The organism is Thermococcus litoralis DSM 5473, from assembly GCF_000246985.2.
Lineage (GTDB): Archaea > Methanobacteriota_B > Thermococci > Thermococcales > Thermococcaceae > Thermococcus_A > Thermococcus_A litoralis.
Genome location: NC_022084.1, coordinates 1538090 through 1561410, shown reverse-complemented (window position 1 = coordinate 1561410; position 23321 = coordinate 1538090). Strand labels below are relative to the sequence as shown.

The 23321-nt window shown below is 41.4% G+C and carries 25 protein-coding genes, 1 tRNA gene and 1 pseudogene; 15 read left to right on the top strand and 12 right to left on the bottom strand.

Going from position 1 to position 23321, the window contains the following annotated elements; translation table 11 throughout:
• Window positions 1-21: 21 nt before the first annotated feature.
• Genes OCC_RS08475 through OCC_RS08465 form a run of 3 tightly spaced genes read right to left on the bottom strand, consistent with a single transcriptional unit; the run spans window position 22 to window position 2484 of the window.
• A complete protein-coding gene (locus OCC_RS08475) occupies window positions 22-384 on the bottom strand; it encodes a DUF4387 domain-containing protein (protein ID WP_004067187.1) in 363 nt (120 codons plus the stop codon).
• A 1-nt stretch (window position 385) separates the two neighbouring features.
• Entirely contained in the window at window positions 386-1750 is a 1365-nt protein-coding gene (locus tag OCC_RS08470; protein ID WP_004067189.1) for an acyclic terpene utilization AtuA family protein, read from the bottom strand.
• A 5-nt stretch (window positions 1751-1755) separates the two neighbouring features.
• Window positions 1756-2484 carry a gamma-glutamyl-gamma-aminobutyrate hydrolase family protein gene (locus OCC_RS08465; protein WP_004067191.1) on the bottom strand — a complete coding sequence of 243 codons (729 nt, stop codon included), beginning with the start codon at window positions 2482-2484 and terminating at the stop codon, window positions 1756-1758.
• A 461-nt stretch (window positions 2485-2945) separates the two neighbouring features.
• Between OCC_RS08465 and OCC_RS08455 the strand changes: the two genes are divergently transcribed.
• Complete coding sequence (locus OCC_RS08455; protein WP_004067193.1) at window positions 2946-4091, top strand: alanine--glyoxylate aminotransferase family protein; 1146 nt, start codon at window positions 2946-2948, stop codon at window positions 4089-4091.
• Here the strand turns inward: OCC_RS08455 and OCC_RS08450 are convergent.
• Complete coding sequence (locus OCC_RS08450; RefSeq protein ID WP_004067195.1) at window positions 4088-4681, bottom strand: Flp pilus assembly complex ATPase component TadA; 594 nt, start codon at window positions 4679-4681, stop codon at window positions 4088-4090. The two genes, OCC_RS08455 and OCC_RS08450, sit on opposite strands and share 4 nt — an antisense overlap.
• Window positions 4682-4756: 75 nt before the next feature.
• On the opposite strand from OCC_RS08450, the gene OCC_RS08445 reads away from it, so the two are divergent.
• From OCC_RS08445 to OCC_RS08400, 10 genes and pseudogenes are all read left to right on the top strand, one after another.
• Window positions 4757-5071 carry a hypothetical protein gene (locus tag OCC_RS08445; RefSeq protein WP_004067196.1) on the top strand — a complete coding sequence of 105 codons (315 nt, stop codon included), beginning with the start codon at window positions 4757-4759 and terminating at the stop codon, window positions 5069-5071.
• 1004 nt (window positions 5072-6075) lie between these two features.
• Window positions 6076-6384: a PqqD family peptide modification chaperone gene (locus OCC_RS08440; RefSeq protein ID WP_004067200.1), complete on the top strand. Its 309-nt coding sequence runs from the start codon at window positions 6076-6078 to the stop codon at window positions 6382-6384.
• Entirely contained in the window at window positions 6381-7448 is a 1068-nt protein-coding gene (locus OCC_RS08435; RefSeq protein WP_004067201.1) for a radical SAM/SPASM domain-containing protein, read from the top strand. The genes OCC_RS08440 and OCC_RS08435 overlap by 4 nt, the downstream gene beginning before the upstream one ends.
• Before the next feature lie 4 nt (window positions 7449-7452).
• Entirely contained in the window at window positions 7453-8628 is a 1176-nt protein-coding gene (locus OCC_RS08430; RefSeq protein ID WP_004068585.1) for an MFS transporter, read from the top strand.
• On the top strand, window positions 8556-9134 hold the full coding sequence (locus OCC_RS08425; RefSeq protein WP_004068572.1) for a hypothetical protein: 579 nt from the start codon (window positions 8556-8558) through the stop codon (window positions 9132-9134). Before OCC_RS08430 ends, OCC_RS08425 begins: the two co-directional genes overlap by 73 nt.
• A gap of 271 nt (window positions 9135-9405) precedes the next feature.
• A complete protein-coding gene (gene tuf / locus OCC_RS08420) occupies window positions 9406-10692 on the top strand; it encodes a translation elongation factor EF-1 subunit alpha (protein WP_004068570.1) in 1287 nt (428 codons plus the stop codon).
• Window positions 10693-10759: 67 nt separating this feature from the next.
• A complete protein-coding gene (gene rpsJ / locus OCC_RS08415) occupies window positions 10760-11068 on the top strand; it encodes a 30S ribosomal protein S10 (protein ID WP_004068568.1) in 309 nt (102 codons plus the stop codon).
• Window positions 11069-11085: 17 nt separating this feature from the next.
• A tRNA-Ser gene (locus OCC_RS08410) sits at window positions 11086-11173 on the top strand.
• A gap of 47 nt (window positions 11174-11220) precedes the next feature.
• Window positions 11221-11559, top strand: a complete 339-nt coding sequence (locus OCC_RS08405; RefSeq protein ID WP_004068566.1) for a PqqD family protein — start codon at window positions 11221-11223, stop codon at window positions 11557-11559.
• Window positions 11543-12389: pseudogene (locus OCC_RS08400) on the top strand (DMT family transporter). The gene OCC_RS08405 and the pseudogene OCC_RS08400 overlap by 17 nt, the downstream one beginning before the upstream one ends.
• Here OCC_RS08400 and OCC_RS08395 read toward each other — a convergent pair.
• Window positions 12375-13433 carry a pyridoxal phosphate-dependent aminotransferase gene (locus OCC_RS08395; protein ID WP_004068564.1) on the bottom strand — a complete coding sequence of 353 codons (1059 nt, stop codon included), beginning with the start codon at window positions 13431-13433 and terminating at the stop codon, window positions 12375-12377. The pseudogene OCC_RS08400 and the gene OCC_RS08395 sit on opposite strands and share 15 nt — an antisense overlap.
• Complete coding sequence (panB, locus tag OCC_RS08390; protein ID WP_004068562.1) at window positions 13420-14292, bottom strand: 3-methyl-2-oxobutanoate hydroxymethyltransferase; 873 nt, start codon at window positions 14290-14292, stop codon at window positions 13420-13422. Before panB ends, OCC_RS08395 begins: the two co-directional genes overlap by 14 nt.
• Before the next feature lie 55 nt (window positions 14293-14347).
• On the opposite strand from panB, the gene OCC_RS08385 reads away from it, so the two are divergent.
• The 4 genes from OCC_RS08385 to OCC_RS08370 are packed head-to-tail and all read left to right on the top strand — an operon-like array spanning window position 14348 to window position 17589.
• Window positions 14348-14773: an archease gene (locus OCC_RS08385; RefSeq protein ID WP_004068560.1), complete on the top strand. Its 426-nt coding sequence runs from the start codon at window positions 14348-14350 to the stop codon at window positions 14771-14773.
• Between the two features lie 9 nt (window positions 14774-14782).
• A complete protein-coding gene (locus tag OCC_RS08380) occupies window positions 14783-15697 on the top strand; it encodes a tRNA (cytosine(49)-C(5))-methyltransferase (protein WP_004068558.1) in 915 nt (304 codons plus the stop codon).
• Window positions 15694-16098, top strand: a complete 405-nt coding sequence (locus OCC_RS08375) for a methyltransferase RsmF C-terminal domain-like protein (protein WP_004068556.1) — start codon at window positions 15694-15696, stop codon at window positions 16096-16098. Before OCC_RS08380 ends, OCC_RS08375 begins: the two co-directional genes overlap by 4 nt.
• Before the next feature lie 48 nt (window positions 16099-16146).
• Window positions 16147-17589, top strand: a complete 1443-nt coding sequence (locus OCC_RS08370; protein WP_004068554.1) for an RtcB family protein — start codon at window positions 16147-16149, stop codon at window positions 17587-17589.
• Between the two features lie 17 nt (window positions 17590-17606).
• On the opposite strand, the gene OCC_RS08365 is transcribed toward OCC_RS08370, so the two are convergent.
• From OCC_RS08365 to OCC_RS08345, 6 genes are all read right to left on the bottom strand, one after another.
• Window positions 17607-18557 (bottom strand): ABC transporter permease, encoded by a 951-nt coding sequence (locus tag OCC_RS08365; RefSeq protein ID WP_143592371.1) that lies wholly within the window; start codon window positions 18555-18557, stop codon window positions 17607-17609.
• Window positions 18527-20719, bottom strand: a complete 2193-nt coding sequence (locus OCC_RS08360) for an NEW3 domain-containing protein (RefSeq protein ID WP_004068549.1) — start codon at window positions 20717-20719, stop codon at window positions 18527-18529. Before OCC_RS08360 ends, OCC_RS08365 begins: the two co-directional genes overlap by 31 nt.
• Window positions 20720-20724: 5 nt before the next feature.
• The gene (locus OCC_RS08355; protein ID WP_004068547.1) at window positions 20725-21639 is read right to left on the bottom strand and encodes an ABC transporter ATP-binding protein; all 915 of its coding nucleotides are present in this window, start codon (window positions 21637-21639) and stop codon (window positions 20725-20727) included.
• Window positions 21640-21643: 4 nt separating this feature from the next.
• A complete protein-coding gene (locus OCC_RS08350) occupies window positions 21644-22567 on the bottom strand; it encodes an ABC transporter permease subunit (RefSeq protein WP_004068546.1) in 924 nt (307 codons plus the stop codon).
• An 89-nt stretch (window positions 22568-22656) separates the two neighbouring features.
• Window positions 22657-22812 carry a hypothetical protein gene (locus OCC_RS12620; RefSeq protein WP_004068544.1) on the bottom strand — a complete coding sequence of 52 codons (156 nt, stop codon included), beginning with the start codon at window positions 22810-22812 and terminating at the stop codon, window positions 22657-22659.
• A 146-nt stretch (window positions 22813-22958) separates the two neighbouring features.
• Window positions 22959-23288 carry a YbjQ family protein gene (locus OCC_RS08345; RefSeq protein WP_004068542.1) on the bottom strand — a complete coding sequence of 110 codons (330 nt, stop codon included), beginning with the start codon at window positions 23286-23288 and terminating at the stop codon, window positions 22959-22961.
• Window positions 23289-23321: the final 33 nt, after the last annotated feature.

Genomic DNA, 23321 nt, shown 5'->3' with positions numbered 1-23321 from the left:
GCATCCTGTAGAAGCGTGTTCTCAACCTTTGCTACCACCTCCTTCTTCTTTTAATAAACTCTCAGGTAACGTAAGAGAAATTTCAAATAATGGAGGATATTGTTGAGCCCCCATAACATCAGTCTCACCAGGACTTCCGCTTGGCTTAGAACGGCGTATTGTAAATTTAATTGCTTTTGCCGGGTCAAAATAAACAAAAAGAACTATTTTTTCAGGAGATATGTTGTAAATTTGGGCTACCATCTCTTTAGTTATGAGTTGATTCTGTTTGATGTACTCGTAAACTTCCCTATCTCTGAAGATAATATCGAATGTTATATGGTCAACACCGGCATTTTTGCTTCTTATTGTCTTTGCTAAATCTACAAGAGGAACTTTTTTCATATCATTCCCCTCCAACGGTTTCAAACTTAATCTCAAATAGCTCAAGCGGATCGTTTACCTTTATCAGGTGATTTATTGTCCATTCATATGCCGGATGAGCCACAAGAACCTCATCAGAAATAAAAGCTGCAGCACCGGCCGTTCCTTTTACCCCAACTAGTCGGGCATATAAAAAGTTCCTCCCCGCTAAATATGTAAGCTCTTTGGCCATCTCTAGGTCTGGAGCTATACCCTCTACAATAATCCCAACCTCATGAGGAGTTGGGTTTTTTATAGGCTCTAACTCTCCCATGACACCATTCTTGCCATAAACATGGTAGTAGAGTTCGTATCCACTTTCACCAAACCTTTCCTTCACTTTTTTCCGCGACCATTCTATTACCCTATCCAGATTTGCTATTAAGTATGGATCTCTTATCCCTACTATCATAAAACAACGTTCGCCGACTTTTCCAGACCCTTCAAGTTTTATTTTGTATTCAGGAGTCCTGTAGAATTTCGAACCTCTGACCCTGGTTCTTTTCTCGTCTATAGCTTCATAAACACAACCTCTCATGTCGATATATCCGCCTGGAAGCCATTCTATAAACGGATCAATTCTTTCGTACATTGCATGACTTGCCACTGATTCTGGGGTAGCTCGTTGATAATCGCTCATAGGCTCGATTATTACTTCATCTTCCCTCAATATTCCTAGGACAGATTCTTTACCTGCAAAGGGCTCTGCAACGAAAGAAGCACATTCCAAAACTTTTCCTGCGTAGAACGCTATATCTTCTGGAATCCCACTCCAAAGTGCAGGAGCAGCAAAAACTGCAACGTCTGAAGATCTACCTGCGATTATGACATCTGCTCCTTCCTCAAGGGCCTTTATATACGGCTCTACTCCCATAACTGCTACGATATGGTCTGTTTTCATCAGAATTTCCTTATTCAATGGGGGTCTCCCATGAAGACCCTCTATAACTTCTCCTTTTTCAAGACGCTTTAAAAGAACATCTTTCTGAACATCAGAATAAATTTTGGCCATTTTGAAGGGTTTAAGTCCATGTTTTTTTGCCAAGTCTTTTATGATTCTTGCGAACTGATTAACTCCCCTGTTTGTTCCGGTATCTGATGCAGAACCAATGATCATGGGGACATCAAGTTCTCGTGAAGCCAGAAGCATAAGTTCCAGATCATGCTTTTGCCATTCCTCTGGACTTGCAGCAACATCGGCCCCTAATGGGTAAGGGCCAATATCGCAGCTGCCGGAGTCTGCACATATGAAATCCGGTTTTCTGTCCACGCCTTTCCAAAAGCTCTCTTCCTCGATGGGAGTGAAACCCAGATGACCAGTAGGGGATAAAATTTTAACCTCTTTCAAGTTGATTACCTCCTACCATACTCTATGGCTTTTTCAACAAAACGGTCAAATATCACCTTGGCATGAGGATCAACGTCGTACCTTTCCTCCGGGTGAAATTGCATACCAAAAACGAAGTCTTTGTCAATAGCTTCTATTACTTCTATGATTCCATCATCACTCCATCCTACGGCCTCAAATCCCTTGGGCACCTTTTCAACTGCTTGTATGTGGAAACTATTAACTTCAATTTCCCTTGTTCCAACAAGAGTTTCGAATTTACTGCCTTCCTTTATACGTAGAGAATGCCAAGGTTCATATCCTGGAAGATTCTGTTTGTGGCCATCAATCGTCCCGTCCATTAGCTTTCCGCCAAAAACCTCTACAAGCATTTGGTAACCCCGACATATACCTAATATCGGCAAATCTCTTTTCCATGCCTTCAAAATAAGTTCTTTCTCAAATGAATACCTAAATGGCTGTTGATCATATAAGCTTGGCAATTCTTCTTTTTTGAATCTCTTAGCATCACCTCCACCACTAAATACAATAGCATCTACTTTAGAGACAACTTCCTCCGCAAATTCCCCTAAATCTGCGTTTTTATGGGGAAGTGGAATTATAAAAGGCAAGCCTCCGCTTTTTGATACTGCCGTTGAGTAATAACTTCCAACGTAGAAATAGCCCCCATGTTCTTCCGAATGTCCCCAAGTTTCCACACTCCAAGCCCCTGTTATTCCAATCGTAGGTTTCATGATACAACCTCCCGAAATTGTGGAAATACATTTCCATTACATTTTAGATTATAAAAAGTTTTTGGTTGATATTATTGTTTTGAAGTTTAAAATTCGTTTTAAAAATGGCAATAAATTGCATTTTAGCTTCTATTATCCACTTAATAATCAAAAATGCATTGAAAATTTGGATTTTTCATTATTTGGCTTATAATTTTGGAAATAAATTTCCAATTGGTTAGTCCATGTTAGAGATGCTCTATGGGTTAAAAACTCAATGTTTAGGGAGTATAAGTTATCAAAGATGCCATTATGTTAACTTTATCCTGCTTTCTAGACACCAGCAAAAAGATCTCCATGTCATTTCCTCTAAATAACCAGGAAGATGATGCAATTTTCATTTTTTGTACTACCGATGGTTAAGCTAAAGTGTTAAGATAAAGTTTTTATAATTATGAAATGTCATTCAACTGGGTGATACTATGCAGTTTGAGGATGCTTATGGGGAAGTCTACGAGATAGTAAAGCCAAAATACAAACTTTTCACCGCCGGTCCAGTTGCCTGTTTTCCAGAAGTTCTTGAGATAATGAAAGTCCAGATGTTTAGTCACAGAGCAAAGGAGTATAAGCAGATGCACGTCGATACCGTTGAGAGACTCAAGAAGTTCCTTGAAGTTGAGAAAGGAGAAGTTCTTCTCTTCCCAAGCTCCGGTACTGGAGTGATGGAAGCAAGCATAAGAAACGGTGTTTCCAAAGGCGGAAAAGTTCTCGTGACAATAATCGGGGCTTTTGGAAAAAGGTACAAGCAAGTTGTAGAGAGCAATGGGAGAAAAGCAGTAACTTTGGAATATGAACCTGGAAAGGCTGTCAAACCAGAGGATCTTGACGAGGCATTAAAGAAAAACCCAGATGTTGAAGCCGTAACAATAACATATAACGAAACTTCTACAGGTGTCCTTAATCCACTGCCGGAGTTAGCCAAGGTGGCAAAGGAGCACAATAAGCTTGTGTTCGTGGATGCTGTGAGTGCAATGGGTGGGGCTGACATAAAGTTCACCAAATGGGGAATCGATGTTGTCTTTGGAAGTTCCCAAAAGGCCTTTGGAGTTCCTCCAGGCTTAGCTATTGGAGCTTTCAGTGAAGAATTCATTGAAATAGCTCACAAAATGGAAGAGAGAGGCTGGTATTTTGACATTCCAAGGTACATTAAGGTCCAAAACGAGAAGCAGGGGCCGCCTTCAACCCCGGCAATGCCCCAAGAGTTTGGCCTAAACGTTGTGCTTAGAATAATTGAAAAGATGGGCGGGAAAGAGAAGTGGCTCGACATGTACAGAAAGAGGAGCGAGATGATAAGGAATGGAGTAAGAGAGATTGGCCTAGAAATCCTCGCAGAGCCAGGTTACGAGAGCCCCACAATAACGGCAGTACTTACACCGGAGGGCATCAAGGGAGATCAAGTTTATAACGCAATGCGTGAGAGAGGATTCGAGCTTGCTAAGGGCTACGGTGAGGGCATAAAGGAGAAAACCTTCAGAATTGGAAACATGGGATACATGACATTTGAAGACATCGAAGAGATGCTCCAGAACCTAAAAGAAGTGATAGAAGAGTTAAAGGCAAAAGTTTAAGCAACTTTCTCTAGCTTTATTTTTCCTTCTTTTTGAACAACCCGATAGATTGCGTTCACCCTTCTAAGGCCGCTCTTTATGTCCCTATATAACTCGATAACCAGCTCAAACCTTGCAAGGGTTTTGTCGTCTATTCTAAGCCAGTGTTTTATTTCCTCAATCAAATCCCTTGAAATAACAAGTGAGGAAATTATAAACGGATAATCATCGATTATTTTGTCCAGCAGATATGGAATGTCAATTGTATGGAGAGTGTCTATAACAACGTAATCGGGATTGAGTTTCTTAATCTCCTCTATAACCTCCTTAGTCCTCTGCTTGGTGCTCTTTTCATTGAACTCGGTGTCTATCACGTGGATTTTTTTCTTGAAAGGCTTAAACTCCCCATAGGCAGTGACAACAGCTATTTTCCATTCTTCTGGAAGGAGATGGATCATCGCTTCGATAAGCTTTGTTTTACCTGCCCTGCTTGTCCCAACTACAAGAATGTCTTCTTTCTTTAATATAGACTCTTTAATCACTTCCAGCTGGTGTTTGGTTATTGTCTCATATCTCAAAAGATCCTCCGGTGTAAAGATATAGAGGCCCATTTCTTTGTCACCAAAAGATATTTGGGTTTTGATGTTATTAACCATATGGTTGGAACGCCTTTGTGGGGGCCTGAGATGCGGTTTCAAAAGTATCTCCTTGGAGCAGTTCTTGTTCTTCTAATCTATGCAGTATTTTTCTCAAGGGCTATTGAAACAAGAGTCGAGAATATGCCCAAATTTGGAGAGGAAAATTTAGAGAAATGTCCAGCGAAAATTGAGGTTAAAGAAGTGAGAAACGGGCTGGAAAATTATGTAAATTTTACTGTGGATGGGAAGACATACACGCTTAAGGGGTTCTTTGGTGAATACTTCTGCTTTCCTGAGGGGGTCCTCCTAATAGCTGGATATCCCGGGACCCTCACGCTCCAGCACCGACATGGTCTTTCTTGATAATGCATTGAACAAAAAGTGGGAGAGATACCTTGGGAGAGGACTCTGGTTTGAGTCTTATCATGAAGGGAAAATTATACTTGGAGATGGGTGTGTCTATTGGATTGAAGTAGAAATGGAAATTTCAAATATTTCTGCCCAAAAACCGGATCAATAACAGACGTTAAGGATAAAGGAGATTTAAGCTATGTTGCTACTACCGAGGGGTATGTCTATCTATTAAAGGAGCACAAACTCGAAAAAGGCATTAGAACTGCAAAACCTTGGAAAGGGGAAAATTTAAGAATGCTTGTTAGAGTTGGAGTTGGAGAAAAGTATGTTGCGGTGGTGTATTCCTTCGTGAATCCCCCAGGGGGATGAAAAAAGAGGACTGTGCGTTTATGCTAAGAATTTAATAAAGCTTGCATGCAAGAGGTTAAATTACACCCCAGGAGAGGTAGTAGTGGTAAACAAAACGGTATACGTGAAAGATTTCTATACAGGACAGATTAGGGCGTACAAAGTCTATTCACTGCTCTAATTTGGAGTCTAAAAAATTTTAAGTATATAAAGTTGTAGTTGTATACGATCCAAATTTGGAATACTCAAAGATAACACTTCCCTGCTGGAAAGAAAAAACGCTAAGAGGAGAGGGCTGGTTTGAGGTTAGAAAATAACTTTGAATTCTAGGCTTCGTGAATTTTGTGTAGTAATCCCAATAGACACTATTCGTTCGGAAATTTACCTTTGATGCCTAAGAATTCACTGTTTAGAATATTAAGCAAGACTTCTAGTATTGCCCATCAGCTTATCTTAACAGTATTCTAAAAGTTAACAACTAAAAGTTAACAAAAAAAATAAATATAATAATATAGAATAATTATAAAACTAACGGAGGTGGTTAGATGAAGTATGAAAAGCCGAAAATAGAAGAACTTACCAAAATTGTTAGGGCATGTTCCGGAGGGGGTTGTTGTAACGGACCTAGCGTTACGTGAAGTAAAGCAGTAGCGGAGGTATGAACTGTGGAAGAGTCTCTTCTATTTTCTCCTTTTTATAAGCCCAAAATAAAACCACTCCATATAATTTCTTATTCAGATTATGCATTATGCTATGATTACTCTACAGGAAGGATATTTACGGTTAATAAAATGGGGGAGTTAGTCCTAAAGTACAGTAATGGCTCTTTAACTATAAAAGAGATTGCAAATTACGTAAAGAAAGACATAGACGAAGAAATTGACATTGAAATAATAACCAAAGACATTTTAGAGTTTATTAAACATTTGTCAAAGTTAGGCCTTCTCCAAAACGATAAGGAGGCATGTGAATGAATGCTCCACCCCTAGAGATATTGCATGTATATTTAACACGTTCATGCAACCTACAATGTGAGCACTGTTGGATAAATGCTAGTAGAACATATCCTATGGTCGAACTGGAAGACAAATATTTTCTTAATGCTTTTAATGAGGCCTTGGACTTAGGTCTTGATACACTTTTTATATCTGGAGGAGAACCTCTTTTGCGAAGTGATCTAGCAATAACCCTTATAAAAGTCGCAAACAACAGCAAGGTTAAAACAGTGCTGGAAACCAATGGAACCCTAATTACTCCACCCCTATTAAAAGAGCTCGCAAAATATGAGATCGACATAAGTTTAAGTTTAGATTTTCCCTCAGAAGTTGAATTTAATGCGTTCAGGCATGGGAAGAGAGTATACAGAAGGGTTTTAGATGTAATACCAAAACTTAGAGATCTAGGTATACCCCCAGTTGTTGTAGTTTCTGTATTCAATCGCAACTTACACTCCATTTTTGAGATAACGGATTTAATTATGAGTTTAGGAGCAAAGGCAGTGAAATTTAATCCAATACTCCCAATAGGCCGAGCTAGGCATAATAATATTTCCCTGTCTGTCTCCCAATACCAAACACTCATAGAGTATTTAATCCAGCTATATGATAAATATCCTGGCAAAATATGGTCTATGGTACCTCATTATCTGCTCGCAAAATACGGAAGGAGATACCTAAACATTTCAAGGATGGCATGCAACTATACAAAAATGCTTGGGATTTTACCCGATGGAGGAGTGTCGTTATGTGGCATAGGAATTGAATACCCAGAGACTGTGATAGGAAATATAAAAGAAGAGAGCCTAAGAGACATATGGTATAGTGGCAGAGGTTTTTTAGGAGAGCTTCGTAGAGTAAAACCTGATGAATTTCAAGGAATTTGCAGCGGATGTATTCTAAGGAGCTACTGTGCAAATATTTGTCCGGCATTTGCATATGAAGAGTACAAATCATTTACTGCGTCCTTTCCAGTATGTCAAAAGTTGTTCGAGGAAGGAGTGTTTCCTCATGAATTTATAGATCCTTCAGTGTTACGGTGATGAAATGAAACCCAAATACAATCCCTTAATAATTCTAATAACAGGTTTTCCTATCAATATGGTGAGAGCATATTTCTTCATATACCTACCTATACTAGTTAACAATCAAGCGGGAAGTTCTGAATTAGCACTCTCAATGTCTATAGCAGGTGCCCTATCTTTAATCTTTTCCTTTTCTGGAGGACTAATAGCCGATAGTCTCGGGAGAAAACCCATGGCAGTGTTGTCTGTTTTTAGCATGATACCAACTCTTGGACTGCTTTTAATGAAAAATCCCCTCGCCATCATGCTTTCATTAATACTCTTCCACTCAATAGGAATCTTTTTTAGTCCGGGTACTACAGCACTTATAGCTGAATCTACAGAAGAAAAAATTCGGGGTAGGGTATTCTCATTGGTTCATGTCTCCAGCACAGTTGCATGGATTATTGGTCCAATGTTAACGAACTGGATAATTAAAAAGCTGGGTTTTGTATATGTTTTGTACGTCGTGTTAGTGATGTTATTTATTTTATCTCTCTTTCGATTGATGCTCGTGGAAACTCTTCCTAAAAAGCGTCCATTAAATGGAGTTACATCAGAGATAAAGAAGAACATTATAAGTAGCATCAAAAATTCTGACTTCAGAAAACTGTTAAACACCCCTCTCGCACCGTTAGCACTCCTTTTCTGTCTGTCTGCATTTATCAGCTCGTGTTTCAACACTTTCCTTTATCCCTACTTGGACTCTTGGATGAAACTCGATTCAGATGTAATTGTAAATGTTTTCTCTGCTTCGAGATTTTTCGTATTGGTAGCGTACTTCGTAGCGGGCTTTATGGTGGACTATCTCAGCCCCAAAAAGACCTTTATTGTAGATATCCTCGGGGATAGCATAACGATGACTCTGTTTGCTCTCCTAAGCAAATATGCACCCACGTATTCTCTCATATTCTTGGCTTTAAGTGGGCTCTTTGGAGAGGCTCTCTCAAACATTGCATATAGCGTTTATACTTCCAAACATCAAAAAGAGTATTTAGCAACTGCCTATGGCACATTAAATACTCTGCCCGGCTTAATTGGGATTTTTGCTCCCGTAATATGGGGAGCGCTGTGGAGGGTGGATCCATGGTTGACTATATTAGCGGTTTCCATGATGACGTTTGTAGGGTTATTCTTTGCAATAATGGTCAAAGAATAATACTTTACAAAGTTCCTCCATTGGCGATTTCAAAGTATATTATACCCGATATTGCAAATCGTCTGGTTGCTAATATTAAGTTGAATGATAAAAAAGGACTTCAAAAGCTACATAGAGACCTACTGAAAGAAATATGCTACATCCCAACTATAACAATTAAAGATAATAATGAGTTGCATCCTCTAAATACCATAGGCCAAAGATGCGGGAATTGTCTTCAAATTTCTATTCTTGAGGCTTCTATATTGAGGGGACTGGGATTCTCAGAACGGGAAGTATATGTATTTTTGCTTCTTCACAAAGGAGAAAGTGTTTTTGAGGCTTCACATGCTGTATGTGGAGTATTTTTAGAAAAAAAGGAGATATGCTTAGAGAACGAAGTCATAATATTAGATCCATCCAATCTTAAAACATGCTCCATAAGCTTATTAAAGTTACTTTTGACTCATAACATTCATACGTTTTTCAATGATAAGATTGCGTTTTTGGTGGAAATATTAAAGTAACTTTTGGGTATTGAGAGCTTATGTAAATGAACCCTAGTTCCCATCAAATACTGTTAGGATAAAGTTTCTGATATTATTCGTTAGCTTATTCTAACAGCGAGCCGTATAATTTTAGTTAATTTTTTAAACCCTAATTTTTATCCCACCATGAACTCATGAGGCTCTCTCAAAAGAATGCGGGTTTCCCGCGTGAGAGAGCTGAGGTTTAGAGAAAGCTTTAAAAACCCACTTTGATGAATAGACTTAGGCATAACTTTGGAGGTGTGTTAAGATGGCAAAGGAGAAGCCACACGTTAATATAGTGTTTATCGGACACGTAGACCACGGAAAGAGTACAACAATCGGTAGATTGCTCTTCGACACAGCCAACATTCCAGAGCAGATCATCAAGAAGTTCGAGGAAATGGGTGAAAAGGGTAAGTCATTCAAGTTCGCTTGGGTTATGGACAGACTCAAGGAAGAGAGAGAAAGAGGTATTACAATCGACGTTGCTCACACCAAGTTCGAGACCCCACATAGGTACATCACCATTATCGACGCCCCAGGTCACAGAGACTTCGTTAAGAACATGATTACCGGTGCTTCACAGGCTGACGCTGCAGTTCTCGTCGTTGCAGCCACAGACGGTGTAATGCCACAGACAAAGGAGCACGCATTCCTTGCAAGAACACTCGGTATCAACCACATAATCGTTGCGATTAACAAGATGGACATGGTCAACTACGACGAGAAGAGGTTCAAAGAGGTTGCAACACAGGTTACAAAGCTCTTGCAAATGCTCGGTTACAAGAACTTCCCAGTCATCCCAATCAGCGCTTGGGAAGGAGACAACGTAGTGAAGAAGAGCGACAAGATGCCCTGGTACAACGGCCCAACACTCATCGAGGCCCTTGACCAAATCCCAGAGCCAGAGAAGCCAGTTGACAAGCCACTTAGAATCCCAATCCAAGACGTCTACTCAATTAAGGGTGTCGGTACAGTCCCAGTCGGTAGAGTTGAAACCGGAAGACTTAGGGTTGGAGATGTAGTCATCTTCGAGCCAGCATCAACAATCTTCCACAAGCCCATACAAGGTGAAGTCAAGAGCATTGAAATGCACCACGAGCCACTTGAAGAGGCTCTTCCAGGTGACAACATTGGTTTCAACGTCAGAGGTGTCGGTAAGAACGACATAAAGAGAGGTGACGTCGCTGGACACACAACCAACCCACCAACAGTTGTCAGACCAAAGGACACATTCAAGGCCCAAATTATCGTCCTCAACCACCCAACAGCCATTACAATCGGTTACACACCAGTTCTCCACGCTCACACAACCCAGGTCGCAGTTAGATTCGAGCAACTCTTAGCTAAGCTCGACCCAAGAACCGGTAACATCGTTGAGGAGAACCCACAATTCATCAAAACCGGTGACTCAGCTATCGTGATCCTCAGACCAACCAAGCCAATGGTCATCGAGCCAGTTAAGGAGATACCACAGCTCGGTAGATTCGCTATCAGAGACATGGGTCAAACAGTCGCTGCCGGTATGGTTATATCCATCCAGAAGGGCGAGTGAAGCCCTTCTCTAGCCTTTTCCTTTAAAATTATTACTTTTCCCATTAGAACTTAGAGAGGTGGCAAAAATGCAAAAAGCAAGAATTAAGCTTGCGAGCACAAACATAAGTGCTCTTAATGAGGTTACAGATCAAATCAAGCAGATTGCAGAGAGGACAGGAGTTAGAATGAGCGGGCCTATCCCACTCCCAACCAAAAGGATAAGGATAACCACAAGAAAGAGCCCTGATGGGGAAGGAAGCGCAACTTTTGATAGATTTGAACTTAGAGTTCACAAGAGACTCATAGACATTGAAGCTGATGAGAGAGCTATGAGGCAGATCATGAGGATTCGTGTTCCTGAAGACGTGACAATCGAGATTGAGCTCATCTCATGATTCTCATTATTTTTAGCGCCGGGGTAGCCTAGCCTGGGAAGGCGCGGGCCTGGAGAGTCCGTGGGCGTTAAGCCCGCCAGGGTTCAAATCCCTGCCCCGGCGCCAACACCCTTATAAACATCCTCTTCTCATCTCCGTTGGTGAATAAAGCTATGGAGAACTATCTCAAGCTTATCCCCAAGAGAAATGAAGAAATCGAATTAAGAAAGATCGATGGGAAGTATTATCTTCTAATCCCTATGACATCCACACTGGATTTTCTCGCAAGGAAGCTCCATGGTGACTACAGGCGAATAGAACTCGATGAAATAGGGGTTTTTGTATGGGAGCTTTGCGATGGCACAAGGACAGTAGAACAAATAGGGAAAAAAGTGAGGGAGAAATTTGGAGAAAATGCTGAACCGCTATATGAAAGACTTGTGACCTTTATCCTTGAGCTATACAAGAGAAATCTCATTCTCTTGGGTGGGTGGGATGAACAAAGAGAGTGAAGGGACTCTTTTGGCCCTTCTTGGCATGTTTCTCTATGGAATAGAACCCGTGGTAATCAAGGCAAACCCCACCAATCCGCTAAGCTTTGCAGCATTTTCTGCCCTCATAGCTTCTTTACTCCTTTGGCCAATCGTTTTACTTACGTCCAGCTGGAGAGAAGCAAAAGAAAATCCACAGTATATTCCAAGAGCATTTTTGGTAGGGATGTTTGGAACTGCCTTAGCCTATATCGCTTATTCTTATGGGGCTCGATTAAGCACAGCGATAAATGCCTCTCTTATAACTAGGGCAGAAGTCCTTTTCTCGTTTGTTCTTGCATATGTTTTCCTAAGGGAAAAAATAACTAAACACCAGGTCTTCTGGTCATTTTCAATCATTATTGGCTTGTTTTTGGTGATAACACAGGGAAAGGCATTAATACCAAGAAGGGGGAGATTTGCTCCTCCTGTTAGTCCCCCTTTTCTGGCAGAGCGGGCATGTGATAGCAAAGAAACTCCCTTACAATCCATTCCTTATAGCGGCATTTAGAAACACCTTTGGAGGAATCTTGCTCTTTTTGCTTGCTCTCTCTTCTGGACTTGAGTTTTCAAAGCTTGCTGTAGCAGAGGGCATAATACTCTCATTTGGACAAGTGATATGGTACCTCGCAATAAAGCGGATAAACCTCTCAAAGGCGACGGCAATAATAACACCCGCTCCCGCAGTAGCAATAGGGGTTGCAATCCTCCTTGGGGAAGAATTCACAGTATATCACCTAGTAGGGTTTGTGCTCATAACCATTGGAACCTTTATGGTCAGCAGAATCAAAAGTGAACTAAAGACGGCTTAGTAATTCATCGGCATTTTTTGGAACCCTAAGTCGGGCATAGGAATCGTCCAACGACCTAAAAGCTGAGCCCCTCACAGTTAATATCTTCCTTTCAAGAAAATAGCGATAAGTGTCTCCTTCTCCCCACAAAAGCATTATTGGAGTCTGCATGTGGGTTTCAGCTATTTGGAATTTTTTCTTGAGGGTATCTATGACTTCTCTTTTTACAGCGGCTATCTTTTTTCTGCTTTCCTTGAGGAATTTTTGATCCTTAAGTGCTTCAACTGCCAAAATCTCTCCAATTGTACTTATCGGAAATGGCAAATCTACCTTTCTATAAAGCTCCCCAAGCTTTCGGTTTTTTATAACAGCATAGCCTACTCGCATAGATGCCAGCCCAAAGCCTTTTGAGAAAGAGCGGAGGACGATGAGGTTATCATATTCAAGGTTTATTGCCGATTCTTCTTTTTCGACAAAATCTCCATAAGCTTCATCTACAAGAACCAAAACGCCCTTTCTCTCGGCATCCTGAACGATTTCTTCAACTTCTTTGAGCCTTAACACCTGTCCAGTGGGATTGTGAGGGTTGTCGAGGTAGAGAAGAGAATAATCTGAAGTGAGAGCATTTATAACTTCTCCAACATCGATTTTAAACCTGTTTTCCTTTTTCAGGGAAACCGATTCATAGGAGCCCCCCATGGCAAGTACGTCGCTTATGTATCTTGTATACTGTGGGGAAATACCAAACACCTTGGAGCCCGGGCTTATTACAAATTTGTTCACCTTTTCAAAGCATCCGATGGTCCCATAACCAAAGAAAATGCTTTCTTCATCTACATCCCAGTATTCCGCAAGGGCGTTTCTGAGATAAGTATACCTCACATCCGGATACGCAGAAAGGTCTACCTCTAAGTTTTTCAACTTCTCTTTTACCCTTTCGGAAGTTCCAAACGGATTTGTGCCAAGGGAACAGTCTAGGAATCCTTCTCCATGTCCAACTTTATCCGCGTATCCTCCGGGCACCTCAAGGGTGAAGAGCTCTTTGCGGACTTTAAACTTCCTCATCAAACCTCTCTCCTAATAGGCGCTCTATGACTTTTCTCCTCTTTTTCTCAAAGTCGTCCTTATCGAGGAACTCCCAGTAGTATTCACCGCTTGGGAACTTGCCCTCTTTTACTTCCTCCCTATAATTCTCAAGTGCCAGCTGAATTATACCCCTCAAATCCGCATATTTCTTTACAAATGGGGGCACATGCTCATAGACGCCAAGGAGATCGTGCCATACCAAAACTTGCCCGTCCACATAAGGACCAGACCCGATTCCTATCGTTGGTATCTTGACTTCTTCAGTTACCAACTTAGCTACATCCGCCAGAACAAACTCCAAAACAACTGCAAAAGCTCCAGCCTTTTCTAATGCCTTCGCATCCCTAAGTATTTCCTCGATTTCTTCTTCGGTCTCTCCCGTTATATGGTAGCCTCCCAAACGAAGGTATCTTTGGGGAGTTAGGCCAGTATGCCCCATAACAGGTATACCCGCCCTAACGAGCTTCTTTACAAGTTTTCTGTGATCGTAGCCCCCTTCAATCTTCACCGCATCCGCCCCTGCCTGAATTAATCGGGCGGCATTTCTCATTCCTTCCTCTACACTAACCTCATAACTCATAAATGGCATATCAGCGAGAACCAATCCTCTTTTAACGGCTTTTGCAACTGCCCTCGTGTGATAAACCATCTGCTCCATGGTCACATTTAGGGTGTTCTGCTCTCCATAGACCACCATTCCCAGCGAATCCCCAACAAAAATAATGTCAATCTTGGCTTTATCCGCTAGAAGAGCTGATGGATAATCGTATGCAGTCACCATCGTAATTTTCTCCTTCCCCTTCATTTCCATAATCTTCTTCGGTGTTATCTCCCTCATGGCAATCCCCAAAGCCTAATAAACTTGGGGAAATATTAACCTATCGGGTGAGAGAATGAAAAGGTGGGAGCACTATGAGCACACTGCCGATATTGGAATAAGAGGGTATGGAGAAACCCTTGAAGAGGCTTTTGAAGCCGTTGCAATTGCTCTTTTTGATGTAATGGTTAACGTTGAGAAAGTTGAGAAGAGAGAAGTAAGAGAAATCGAAGTTGAGGGAGAGGATTTATATTCCTTGCTTTACAACTTCCTTGAAGAGCTCCTTATCCTCCATGACACGGAAGGACTGGTTTTTAGGGACTTTGAAGTTAAAATAGAAAAAACTGAAAAGGGATACAAGCTCAAGGCAAAAGCCTATGGAGAAAAGCTGAGCGAAAAGCACGAGCCAAAGGAAGAAGTCAAAGCCATAACCTACCACGACATGGAGATAAAACAGCTCCCCAACGGGGAATGGATGGCACAGCTTGTCCCAGATATCTGAGGTGGTTACATGGAAGAAGTCGCCAAAATGAACAGAGCATTCTACGAGAGGTATCAAAAGCTCGATGATGGGGAAGAATTCTGGAGGCTCATGATGGCGCCCTTGAGGCAGAGCATAAGAATCAACACCCTCAAAGCTCCCCTAGAGTACGTAAAGGCAAGGCTGGAAGAAAGGTACGAGCTTGAACCGATCCCTTGGGTAAAAGAAGGGTTCTTTATCAACACCAGAGAGTTCGGGGATATGATAGAGTACGCCCTTGGGCTTGTCTTTCCTCAAGAGGCGTCCTCAATGATACCACCCGTTGTCCTAGACCCCAAGCCCAGAGAACTCGTCCTTGACATGGCGGCTGCCCCAGGAGCTAAAACGACACAAATAGCACAATACATGAAAAACGAAGGGTGCATAATAGCCAATGACTTAAAAAAATGGCGTGCTAATGTTTTGATAGCAAACCTAAACCGGTTTGGAGTGCTTAACGCAAGGGTTACCGTCAAAGACGGCATTTACTTTTCACGATTTGAAAATACCTTCGATAGAGTACTCCTTGATGCGCCTTGCTCAAGTGTGGGGATGATAAGAAAAAGCTTCAAATTCTTGACAGATTGGAGCATGAAGAAGGTTATAAGATACTCCAACATTCAAAAAAAGCTAATAGTAGCAGCTTACAAAGCTCTAAAGCCCGGAGGAGTTTTGGTGTACTCAACATGTACCATAGACCCCCTTGAAAACGAAGAAGTTGTTGACTACCTCCTCTCCAAAACTGACGCCAAGCTTGAGAAAATCAACCTACCTCTAAAGTCAACACCTCCTGTTTTGGAGTTTGAGGGGAAGAAGTATTCCGAGGAGGTGAAAAAATGTCTTCGCATTCATCCACAGGACAACAACACGGAAGCGTTCTTTATAGCGAAAATAAGGAAACCATGAGCAAAAAAGTTAAGGAAATGCTAATAGAGCAGTATGGGTATGCTCCAGATTTGATTTTTGAAGTAAAAAGGAGTAAAAAGGTTTACGCCTATAAGCCCTGCGAGTTCAATCCAAATACACGCACAGATAGGGGAATTTATTTTGGAAAAATTGAAAGTGATGGGATAAGGCTCACTATAGAGGGAAGCTTTTTAGTCGGCCCAAAAGCTACAAAAAACGTCGTTGAAGTTGATGAGGAAGAGATGAAGCTCTGGCTAAGTGGAGAAGACCTGAAAACCTCAACCGAAACGAGAGGATGGGTAATACTAAAATGGGGCTTGTACTATCTTGGCTGCGGAAAAGCAAAAGACGGTATAATTAAAAACTACGTGCCGAAAGAAAGGAGAATAAACCCCAAATAACGCAATCTTTTAAAATTTTGAGAGCTATTTAATTTGGAGGTGAGAAGGATGGAGATCCCATTAAAAAGAATAGATAAGATCAGGTGGGAGATACCGAAGTTCGATAAAAGAATGAGAGTGCCGGGAAGAGTTTATGCAGATGATACACTAATCCAAAAAATGAGACAAGATAGAACCCTCGAACAGGCCGCAAATGTGGCCATGCTTCCTGGGATTTATAAGTATTCTATAGTAATGCCCGATGGTCATCAGGGTTATGGTTTCCCAATCGGCGGTGTAGCGGCTTTTGACGTGAAAGAAGGCGTTATAAGCCCCGGAGGCGTGGGTTATGACGTCAACTGCGGCGTCAGGCTTATTAGGACGAACTTAACGGAGAAAGAAGTTAGACCAAAGATCAAACAGCTCGTCGATACCCTCTTCAAAAACGTGCCAAGCGGACTTGGAAGCAAAGGAAGGATTAGGCTTCACTGGACGCAATTAGATGATGTTCTTGCAGATGGTGCAAAGTGGGCTGTGGAGAACGGCTATGGCTGGAAGGAAGATCTAGAGCATCTAGAAGAGAACGGGAGAATGGAAGGAGCGGATCCAAATGCAGTAAGCCAAAAAGCAAAGCAAAGAGGGGCCCCACAATTAGGCTCTCTAGGAAGTGGAAACCACTTCTTGGAAGTGCAGGTAGTTGACAAAATCTTCAATGAGGAAATCGCTAAGGTATATGGCTTGTTTGAAGGACAAGTTGTTGTTATGGTGCACACTGGGTCAAGAGGGCTTGGTCATCAGGTAGCAAGCGATTACCTAAGGATCATGGAGAAGGCAAATAGGAAGTACAATGTGCCATGGCCAGACAGAGAACTCGTGAGCGTCCCATTCCAGACAGGGGAAGGGCAAAGATATTTCAGTGCAATGAAAGCTGCGGCAAACTTTGCATGGGCTAACAGGCAGATGATTACCCACTGGGTAAGGGAGAGCTTTGAGGAAGTGTTCAAGCAAAAGGCTGAGGACTTAGGAATGAGCATAGTTTACGATGTTGCCCACAACATAGCAAAAGTTGAAGAGCACGAGGTTGATGGAAGGAAAGTCAAAGTTGTAGTTCACAGAAAAGGTGCCACAAGAGCATTCCCCGCTGGGCATGAGGCTGTGCCAAGAGCTTACCGCAATGTGGGACAGCCTGTCTTAATTCCCGGTTCAATGGGTACGGCAAGCTATGTGCTTGCTGGAGCCGAGGGATCAATGAAAGAAACCTTTGGTAGCACATGCCACGGTGCGGGAAGGGTTTTGAGCAGACATGCTGCTACAAGACAATTTAGAGGAGATAAGCTTAGAAACGAGCTCATGCAGAGAGGAATATACATTAGGGCAGCGAGCATGAGGGTTGTTGCAGAGGAAGCCCCCGGAGCCTACAAGAACGTCGATAACGTTGTTAACGTTGTTCATGAGGCGGGAATAGCTAATCTGGTGGCAAGGATGAGACCTATTGGAGTTGCAAAGGGCTAATTTGCTCTTTTCTATTTTTATCTGAGGTCGCTGGTCATAAATCTAACATAAGCAAAGGCAAACGGGAGGAGCAGAAAGGTTAAAAGCATTGATAGATTGTTGAACATCAAGATTAGGGAATCTCCAAGGGGAGCATAGTAGTTGGCTATTCTATCACCAGCAAAAACAGCAATAATTAAAGCAACATAGTGATGAGCCGGATTTATAAAGTGCAGCCTCTGCTCCCAGAGCTTAAAAGTTTCTTCCCATATTTCAAAAGCAGGCGTTCCATAAGGTGGCACTTCTCCAGCTAGGTGTTGGGCTATCAGAGAGACGATTAACCCATATATCATTGTTAAAAAAATTGCTAGGCCAATTGATATAAGCATAGAGGTCTCAGGTTTTTTTAGAAGTGTCGAAAAAAGGATGGAGAAGCTTAGAAAGACTAAGGAATAGAGAAATGTCAAAAGGAATGCAATAAATCCCCTGAAGACAGAATCTCCATCGAGAGGAGTGCCATTGATAAGGAGAAAGGCAATCGTAACCACATATCCAATGGTGATTGTAATAGCCAAAACAAACGCATTGCCGAGGAATTTCCCGTTTATAACCTCATCTCTATAAATAGGGTGTCCAAGTAGTGTTTTTATAGTTCCACTTTCAATCTCTTTGTTTATCGCATCTGCCCCGAGAGAAGCTCCTAAAATAGCTCCAATTACCGTGAAGAACGTAAAGTTGAGGGTAAGCATAGTAGAAAGAGGTGTAGCAAAAACATCTCCACTAACTCCAAACAAATCCATTGATAACTTTTCAACAGAGGGAGAAGTTAGCTCACTTAAGTTGTCCCTCAGAGAGTAAGAGAGCAGAAGAAGGAGAAGAACATAAATACTAAGGAGTATTATAAACCTTTTGCTTTTTATTGAGACATAGAGCTCCTTCATTGCGATGTTTAATGCCTTCATCTCCTGCCCACCCTCCTCATCATCCATATTACAGCCCCAAATGTTAGTACAAGTACTAGTATTCCAATGTATGCGGTATTAGAGCTCTGAGTTACCCTAACCGTGATCTGGGTGCTGGCTTGAGCTTGATCTCCTTTTCCGGTGATTGTTATTTGGTATGTCCCAGCTGGAGTTGTCTCTGGGACTTTTATCGTAACAGTTAAACGATTCTCCGATCCACTTATTCCTCTAACACCGCCCTCCTCGAAATACAGCGACCTAAGCTCGGGAATTACTTGGGGAGTAACCTTAACATCCCATCCTTGGGGAGCACTTACCTCAAATTTTATGTTCGTTATTGGAGCAGTTCCAGTGTTTTCGAGGGAAAGATAGGCGATCCCCTCCTTACCGGCTTTAATGTTCACCATTGGTGTCTCCGGATACATCTCAAATTTGTATTCCCCGATAAGCTTCACTACTAAGTTTATCCTTTTCTCCAATCCAGAGGAGCTATCAACGGCAATCGTCAGGTTGTATTCTCCAGGCTGGGCATTAAAGGGAGGAACTATTCTTAAAGTAACTTCTTTGGATTCTCCCGGGTTAATTTTTATCTTTCTCATAGGACTTTCCGCATAATAAAATTCCGCTGACCATCCTTCCGGAACGTCAAAAGTCGAAAGCAAATACGAATCTTCTTCTTTTCCTAAGTTCTTTATGCTCATTGTATAGCTCCCTATGGATCCAGCCGTAACTGCAACTGTGTCCCCGCTTCCCTCAAGCTCGAAGTAGTAGGGGAGCTTTGTTAAAGTTATCTCCAAAGTTTTTTCCTCCCCATCCTCAAGTGTGACATCTTCTTCAACAGTTTCATATCCCTCTTTCTCTATAAGAACCTTATATTCCCCCGGTTTAAGCTCCATATTGGCTTTTCCATAGCTGTCTGTGAAGGCTGTTTTGTTTCCGATGATAATTTTTGCTTTTTTCACAAAGTTGCCCTCTTCATCCTTAACAGTCACGGATACTTTCGCTGGTTCTCCCTTATACGTTTTGTAGACAAAAATACTTACATTCTTTTCTATTCCGTTTACTGAGAACTTTATCCTATGCTCACCAAGCTCAGCATTTCTCGGAATCTTTACAAAAAGAGTTATCTCTTGTTCTCCTTCCAAAAGAAAAGACCTAACCCTCTGATTACCCATGAGGAAGTAGGCATCCCAACTTGCAGGCTTTTCTGTTACTTCCAGCTTTACAACTTTCTCCTCTCCTCTGTCTCTCAGAGTTATTGGAAATGTAATGTTCTGACCCGCCTCACTTTCCACGTTAAGCAGGGGGATCGCAATATCAACAACTTCGTCTCTAACCACGTCAATGGTAATCTCACCAATTTCCTCACCAACTGCAAATCGAATTTCTTTTGTCCCCTTTGCATTTTCGGGAATCTTTATAAAAAGGGTTAGGGTAGAAGAGCTCTTAGGATTTAAAGCAATTTCATCGACTTCATATCTCCCACTCTCATCAAGGAATTTTACCTCCCATCCAAAGGGTTTTGAGAGAACCCTCAGCTGAAGCTTTAATTCCTCGTTGCCATTGTTGTGAACTGTTATTGGAATCTGGACTTCATCCCTAGTCTTTACTTTAAGTCCTTTGAAAGGATAGTACAGCTCATAGTCTTTTCTCTCTTCTCTTTTTACTTGAATATTGGCAAGATAAACCTTCAAAACCTCTTCCGTGTATTCGAGGGCGAGTTTGTCGTAAACTCTGACAGATTTTGCCTTTACTTCTACTTCATCTCCGTTTATGCTCAGTAGTACGCTTTCATTACCTGACTCTATCACCTTTAGAGCATAATCCCCTACTTCAAACGAAGCTCCGTTTTTAGGGGATATCTCTTTGGTTAGAGAAGGCTTATATTGTAATGCAACAAAGACATCCTCGTTTTCAGCATTGTAGCTTCCAAGGACGATTCTCATGTTGCCAATCTCAGTTAGGTTTCCCTGTCCAACAACCTTCTTTATTTCCTCGTCCTCGTAGATTATGGCATATGGCTTCATTTCATTCTTTTCCAAGGTTACATCTATTTTATAATCCCCTACAATTATGGTTTCCCCTATTTTTACTCTATCTTCAAACACCGTTACCCATGGTTGGGCATTTATCAGAGGATAATTCGAGAGCAGAAAAAGAAAAACTATGATAAAAGCCTTCTTTTTCATTTAGCTCACCTCTTGTAAATAGTTTTTAGGAAAACATCCTCTAAACTTGGCTCTTCAACCTCAAGGTTCACAATTGTTATCCCCTTCTTTGCAAGAAGCTCTGAAAGCTGCTCTCTAATGTCTTCCTTCGCAAATATGATTGCTTTATTTTCGCTTACTTTTTGCATCCTTATGATCCCAGAAAGTTCAATTTCTGGAAGCGCCTGCTTTGTCTCAACCTTTATCTCATACCCTTCAAGCTCCATAAATTCTTTCTTTATTTCCTCAAGCGTCCCCAGTGCCCTAAGCTTCCCCTTGACTATTATACCAACTCTATCACTTAACTCCTCCACTTCACTGAGTATATGAGACGAGAAAAACACCGTCTTCCCTTTTTTGCGTTCTTCTCTAACGATGCTTTTTACTAGGTAAGCCCCTTCCGGATCGAGACCGCTTGTGGGCTCGTCCAGTATTAGCACTTCGGGATCGTTTATAAGTGCTTGAGCCAGCAAAAGCCTCTGCTTCATGCCTTTTGAAAAGGCTTTGACTTTTCTATACCTTGCTTCCCACAGTCCTACAAGCTTTAAAAGTTCTTTAATGCGCTTTTCCTTCTCTTGTTTTGAAAAGCTGTAAAAGTTTGCAAAGAACTCCAAGTTCCTCCATGCTGTCAATTCTTCATAGAGAGTTGCATTTTCTGGGAGAAAGCCGATTTTCTCTTTGACTTTTATGGGCTCTCTGAAAACGTCATTTCCAAGTATTTTTATGGTTCCTTTATCGGGGATTATAAGCCCAAGCATGCTCAAAATAGTTGTCGTTTTACCCGCTCCATTCGGACCCAAAAATCCAAAAATTTCCCCTTTGTAAACTTCAAAGCTCAGTTCATCAACTGCTTTGAAATTGCCGTAGCTCTTGGTTAGGTTTTTGACTTCTATTGCCTTCATAATATCACCTCAGCTCCATTTTCATAAACTTTGCATAGGCTATCGCAAAAGGTAAGAGAAACATAATTACCAAGGCTACAATGTTTTTCCATGCAATCCCAATTGCCTCCAAGTACGAAATATTTGAAGGTTCCAGTGTGAGTGAAAATCCTCCAGAAGCTAATAATTCAGAGAATTCAGATGTAGAAACCCCATACTTAATCGCATTTAGTATGTTGTCCATATGATAGCCCGGAATTGGTGAGAGTAAAAGATAAATTTTCTTTAGTGCTTCTTGTAAGACTATCGGATTAGTGGGGGCAACTCCCTCTCTCAAGCTCATTAACACAACAAGGGTCGAAGCAACACTTGGGTAGACAATTTCAAGGAATATCGGCAGAATTACCGCCACTATTATTGCTGTTGAAGGTTTTTTTATGAATGTGGAAAGCAGAAAGCCTAAGGAGAGATAGACAAGCGAAAACAGCACAAAAAACGGCAACATTTTTACGAAAGTTGCTACAAATTCTGAGCCTAAAGGAACACCAAGTATTAACAAGAATGCAATACTCCCTACCGCAAATATTAAAAATGCCATTATAACCACTGCCATTCTGCCAAGGAACTTTCCTATCAAGTATTGATCCCTATAAATTGGATGACTCAAAGTGACTTTAATAGTTCCTCTCTCAACTTCCCTGTTTATAGCATCAGCCCCAAAAATTGCTCCAATTACTGCAAGGAAAAACATCATTGAGGAAATTTGGGCATTTTGAGCGGCGTTTAAAGCCATATCGGTGTCTAAAACCTCTATTCTCATTAAAGTACTCTTTATCCAGTATGCATACCCTGCGCCAGCCATCAAAAACACGACAAGCACTATAAGCACTCTCTTTGTCTTTATTCCCTCATAGATTTCTTTCATGGAAACGTTCAAAATTGATGACATTTTCTCACCTCATTGTTTTGCAATTACTTAGTTGAATTTAAATATCCTATTTTGGAATTTAAACTTTTTGGTGATTAGACGTTAGTGAGCTACTCCACTCTTTCGGAAGGGGGCTTCCCGCCCGAATATGTTGAGCTGTATCTCATTCTCGGGGAGAGTATTACAAATAGCGCTGTCATTATTTGGAATTTCCTCGTTTTGATGCCGACTTCAAAATCCTTCACTGCAATGTTCATTACTTTCATGGTGACCACCAAGCCTGATAGCAACTCATATACTTAAAGCTATTGATACCTTTAGTTTTATTAATCATTCAAAAAAACATAAGTAAAAACAAGATAAACAAATCAACAATAGAGGGGATTATCAAATGAAAAAGAAAAAGCAGGTTTCACTCCTTTTCCAGTACAACAGCCGTTCCATAGGCAAAAATCTCTGCTGCTCCTGAGGCAACTGCTGAAGTCATAAACCTAACTCCAATAACCCCGTTTGCTCCCATTTCCTTTGCGTGCTGAATCATTCTCTGAAGGGCTATCTCTCTCGCCTCTGCAAGCATTTCAGTGTACTCTTTAACTTCCCCACCAGCGATATTCCTTAAACCGGCAAGTATGTCTTTTCCAAGGTGCTTTGCCCTAACGGTTGCCCCTCTTGCAATTCCGAGAACCTTGACTACCTTATACCCCGGAACATTCTCCGTTGTAGAAAGAATGAATTCCTCCATATTCACCACCCAAATACTTCGAACTTCGAGGTA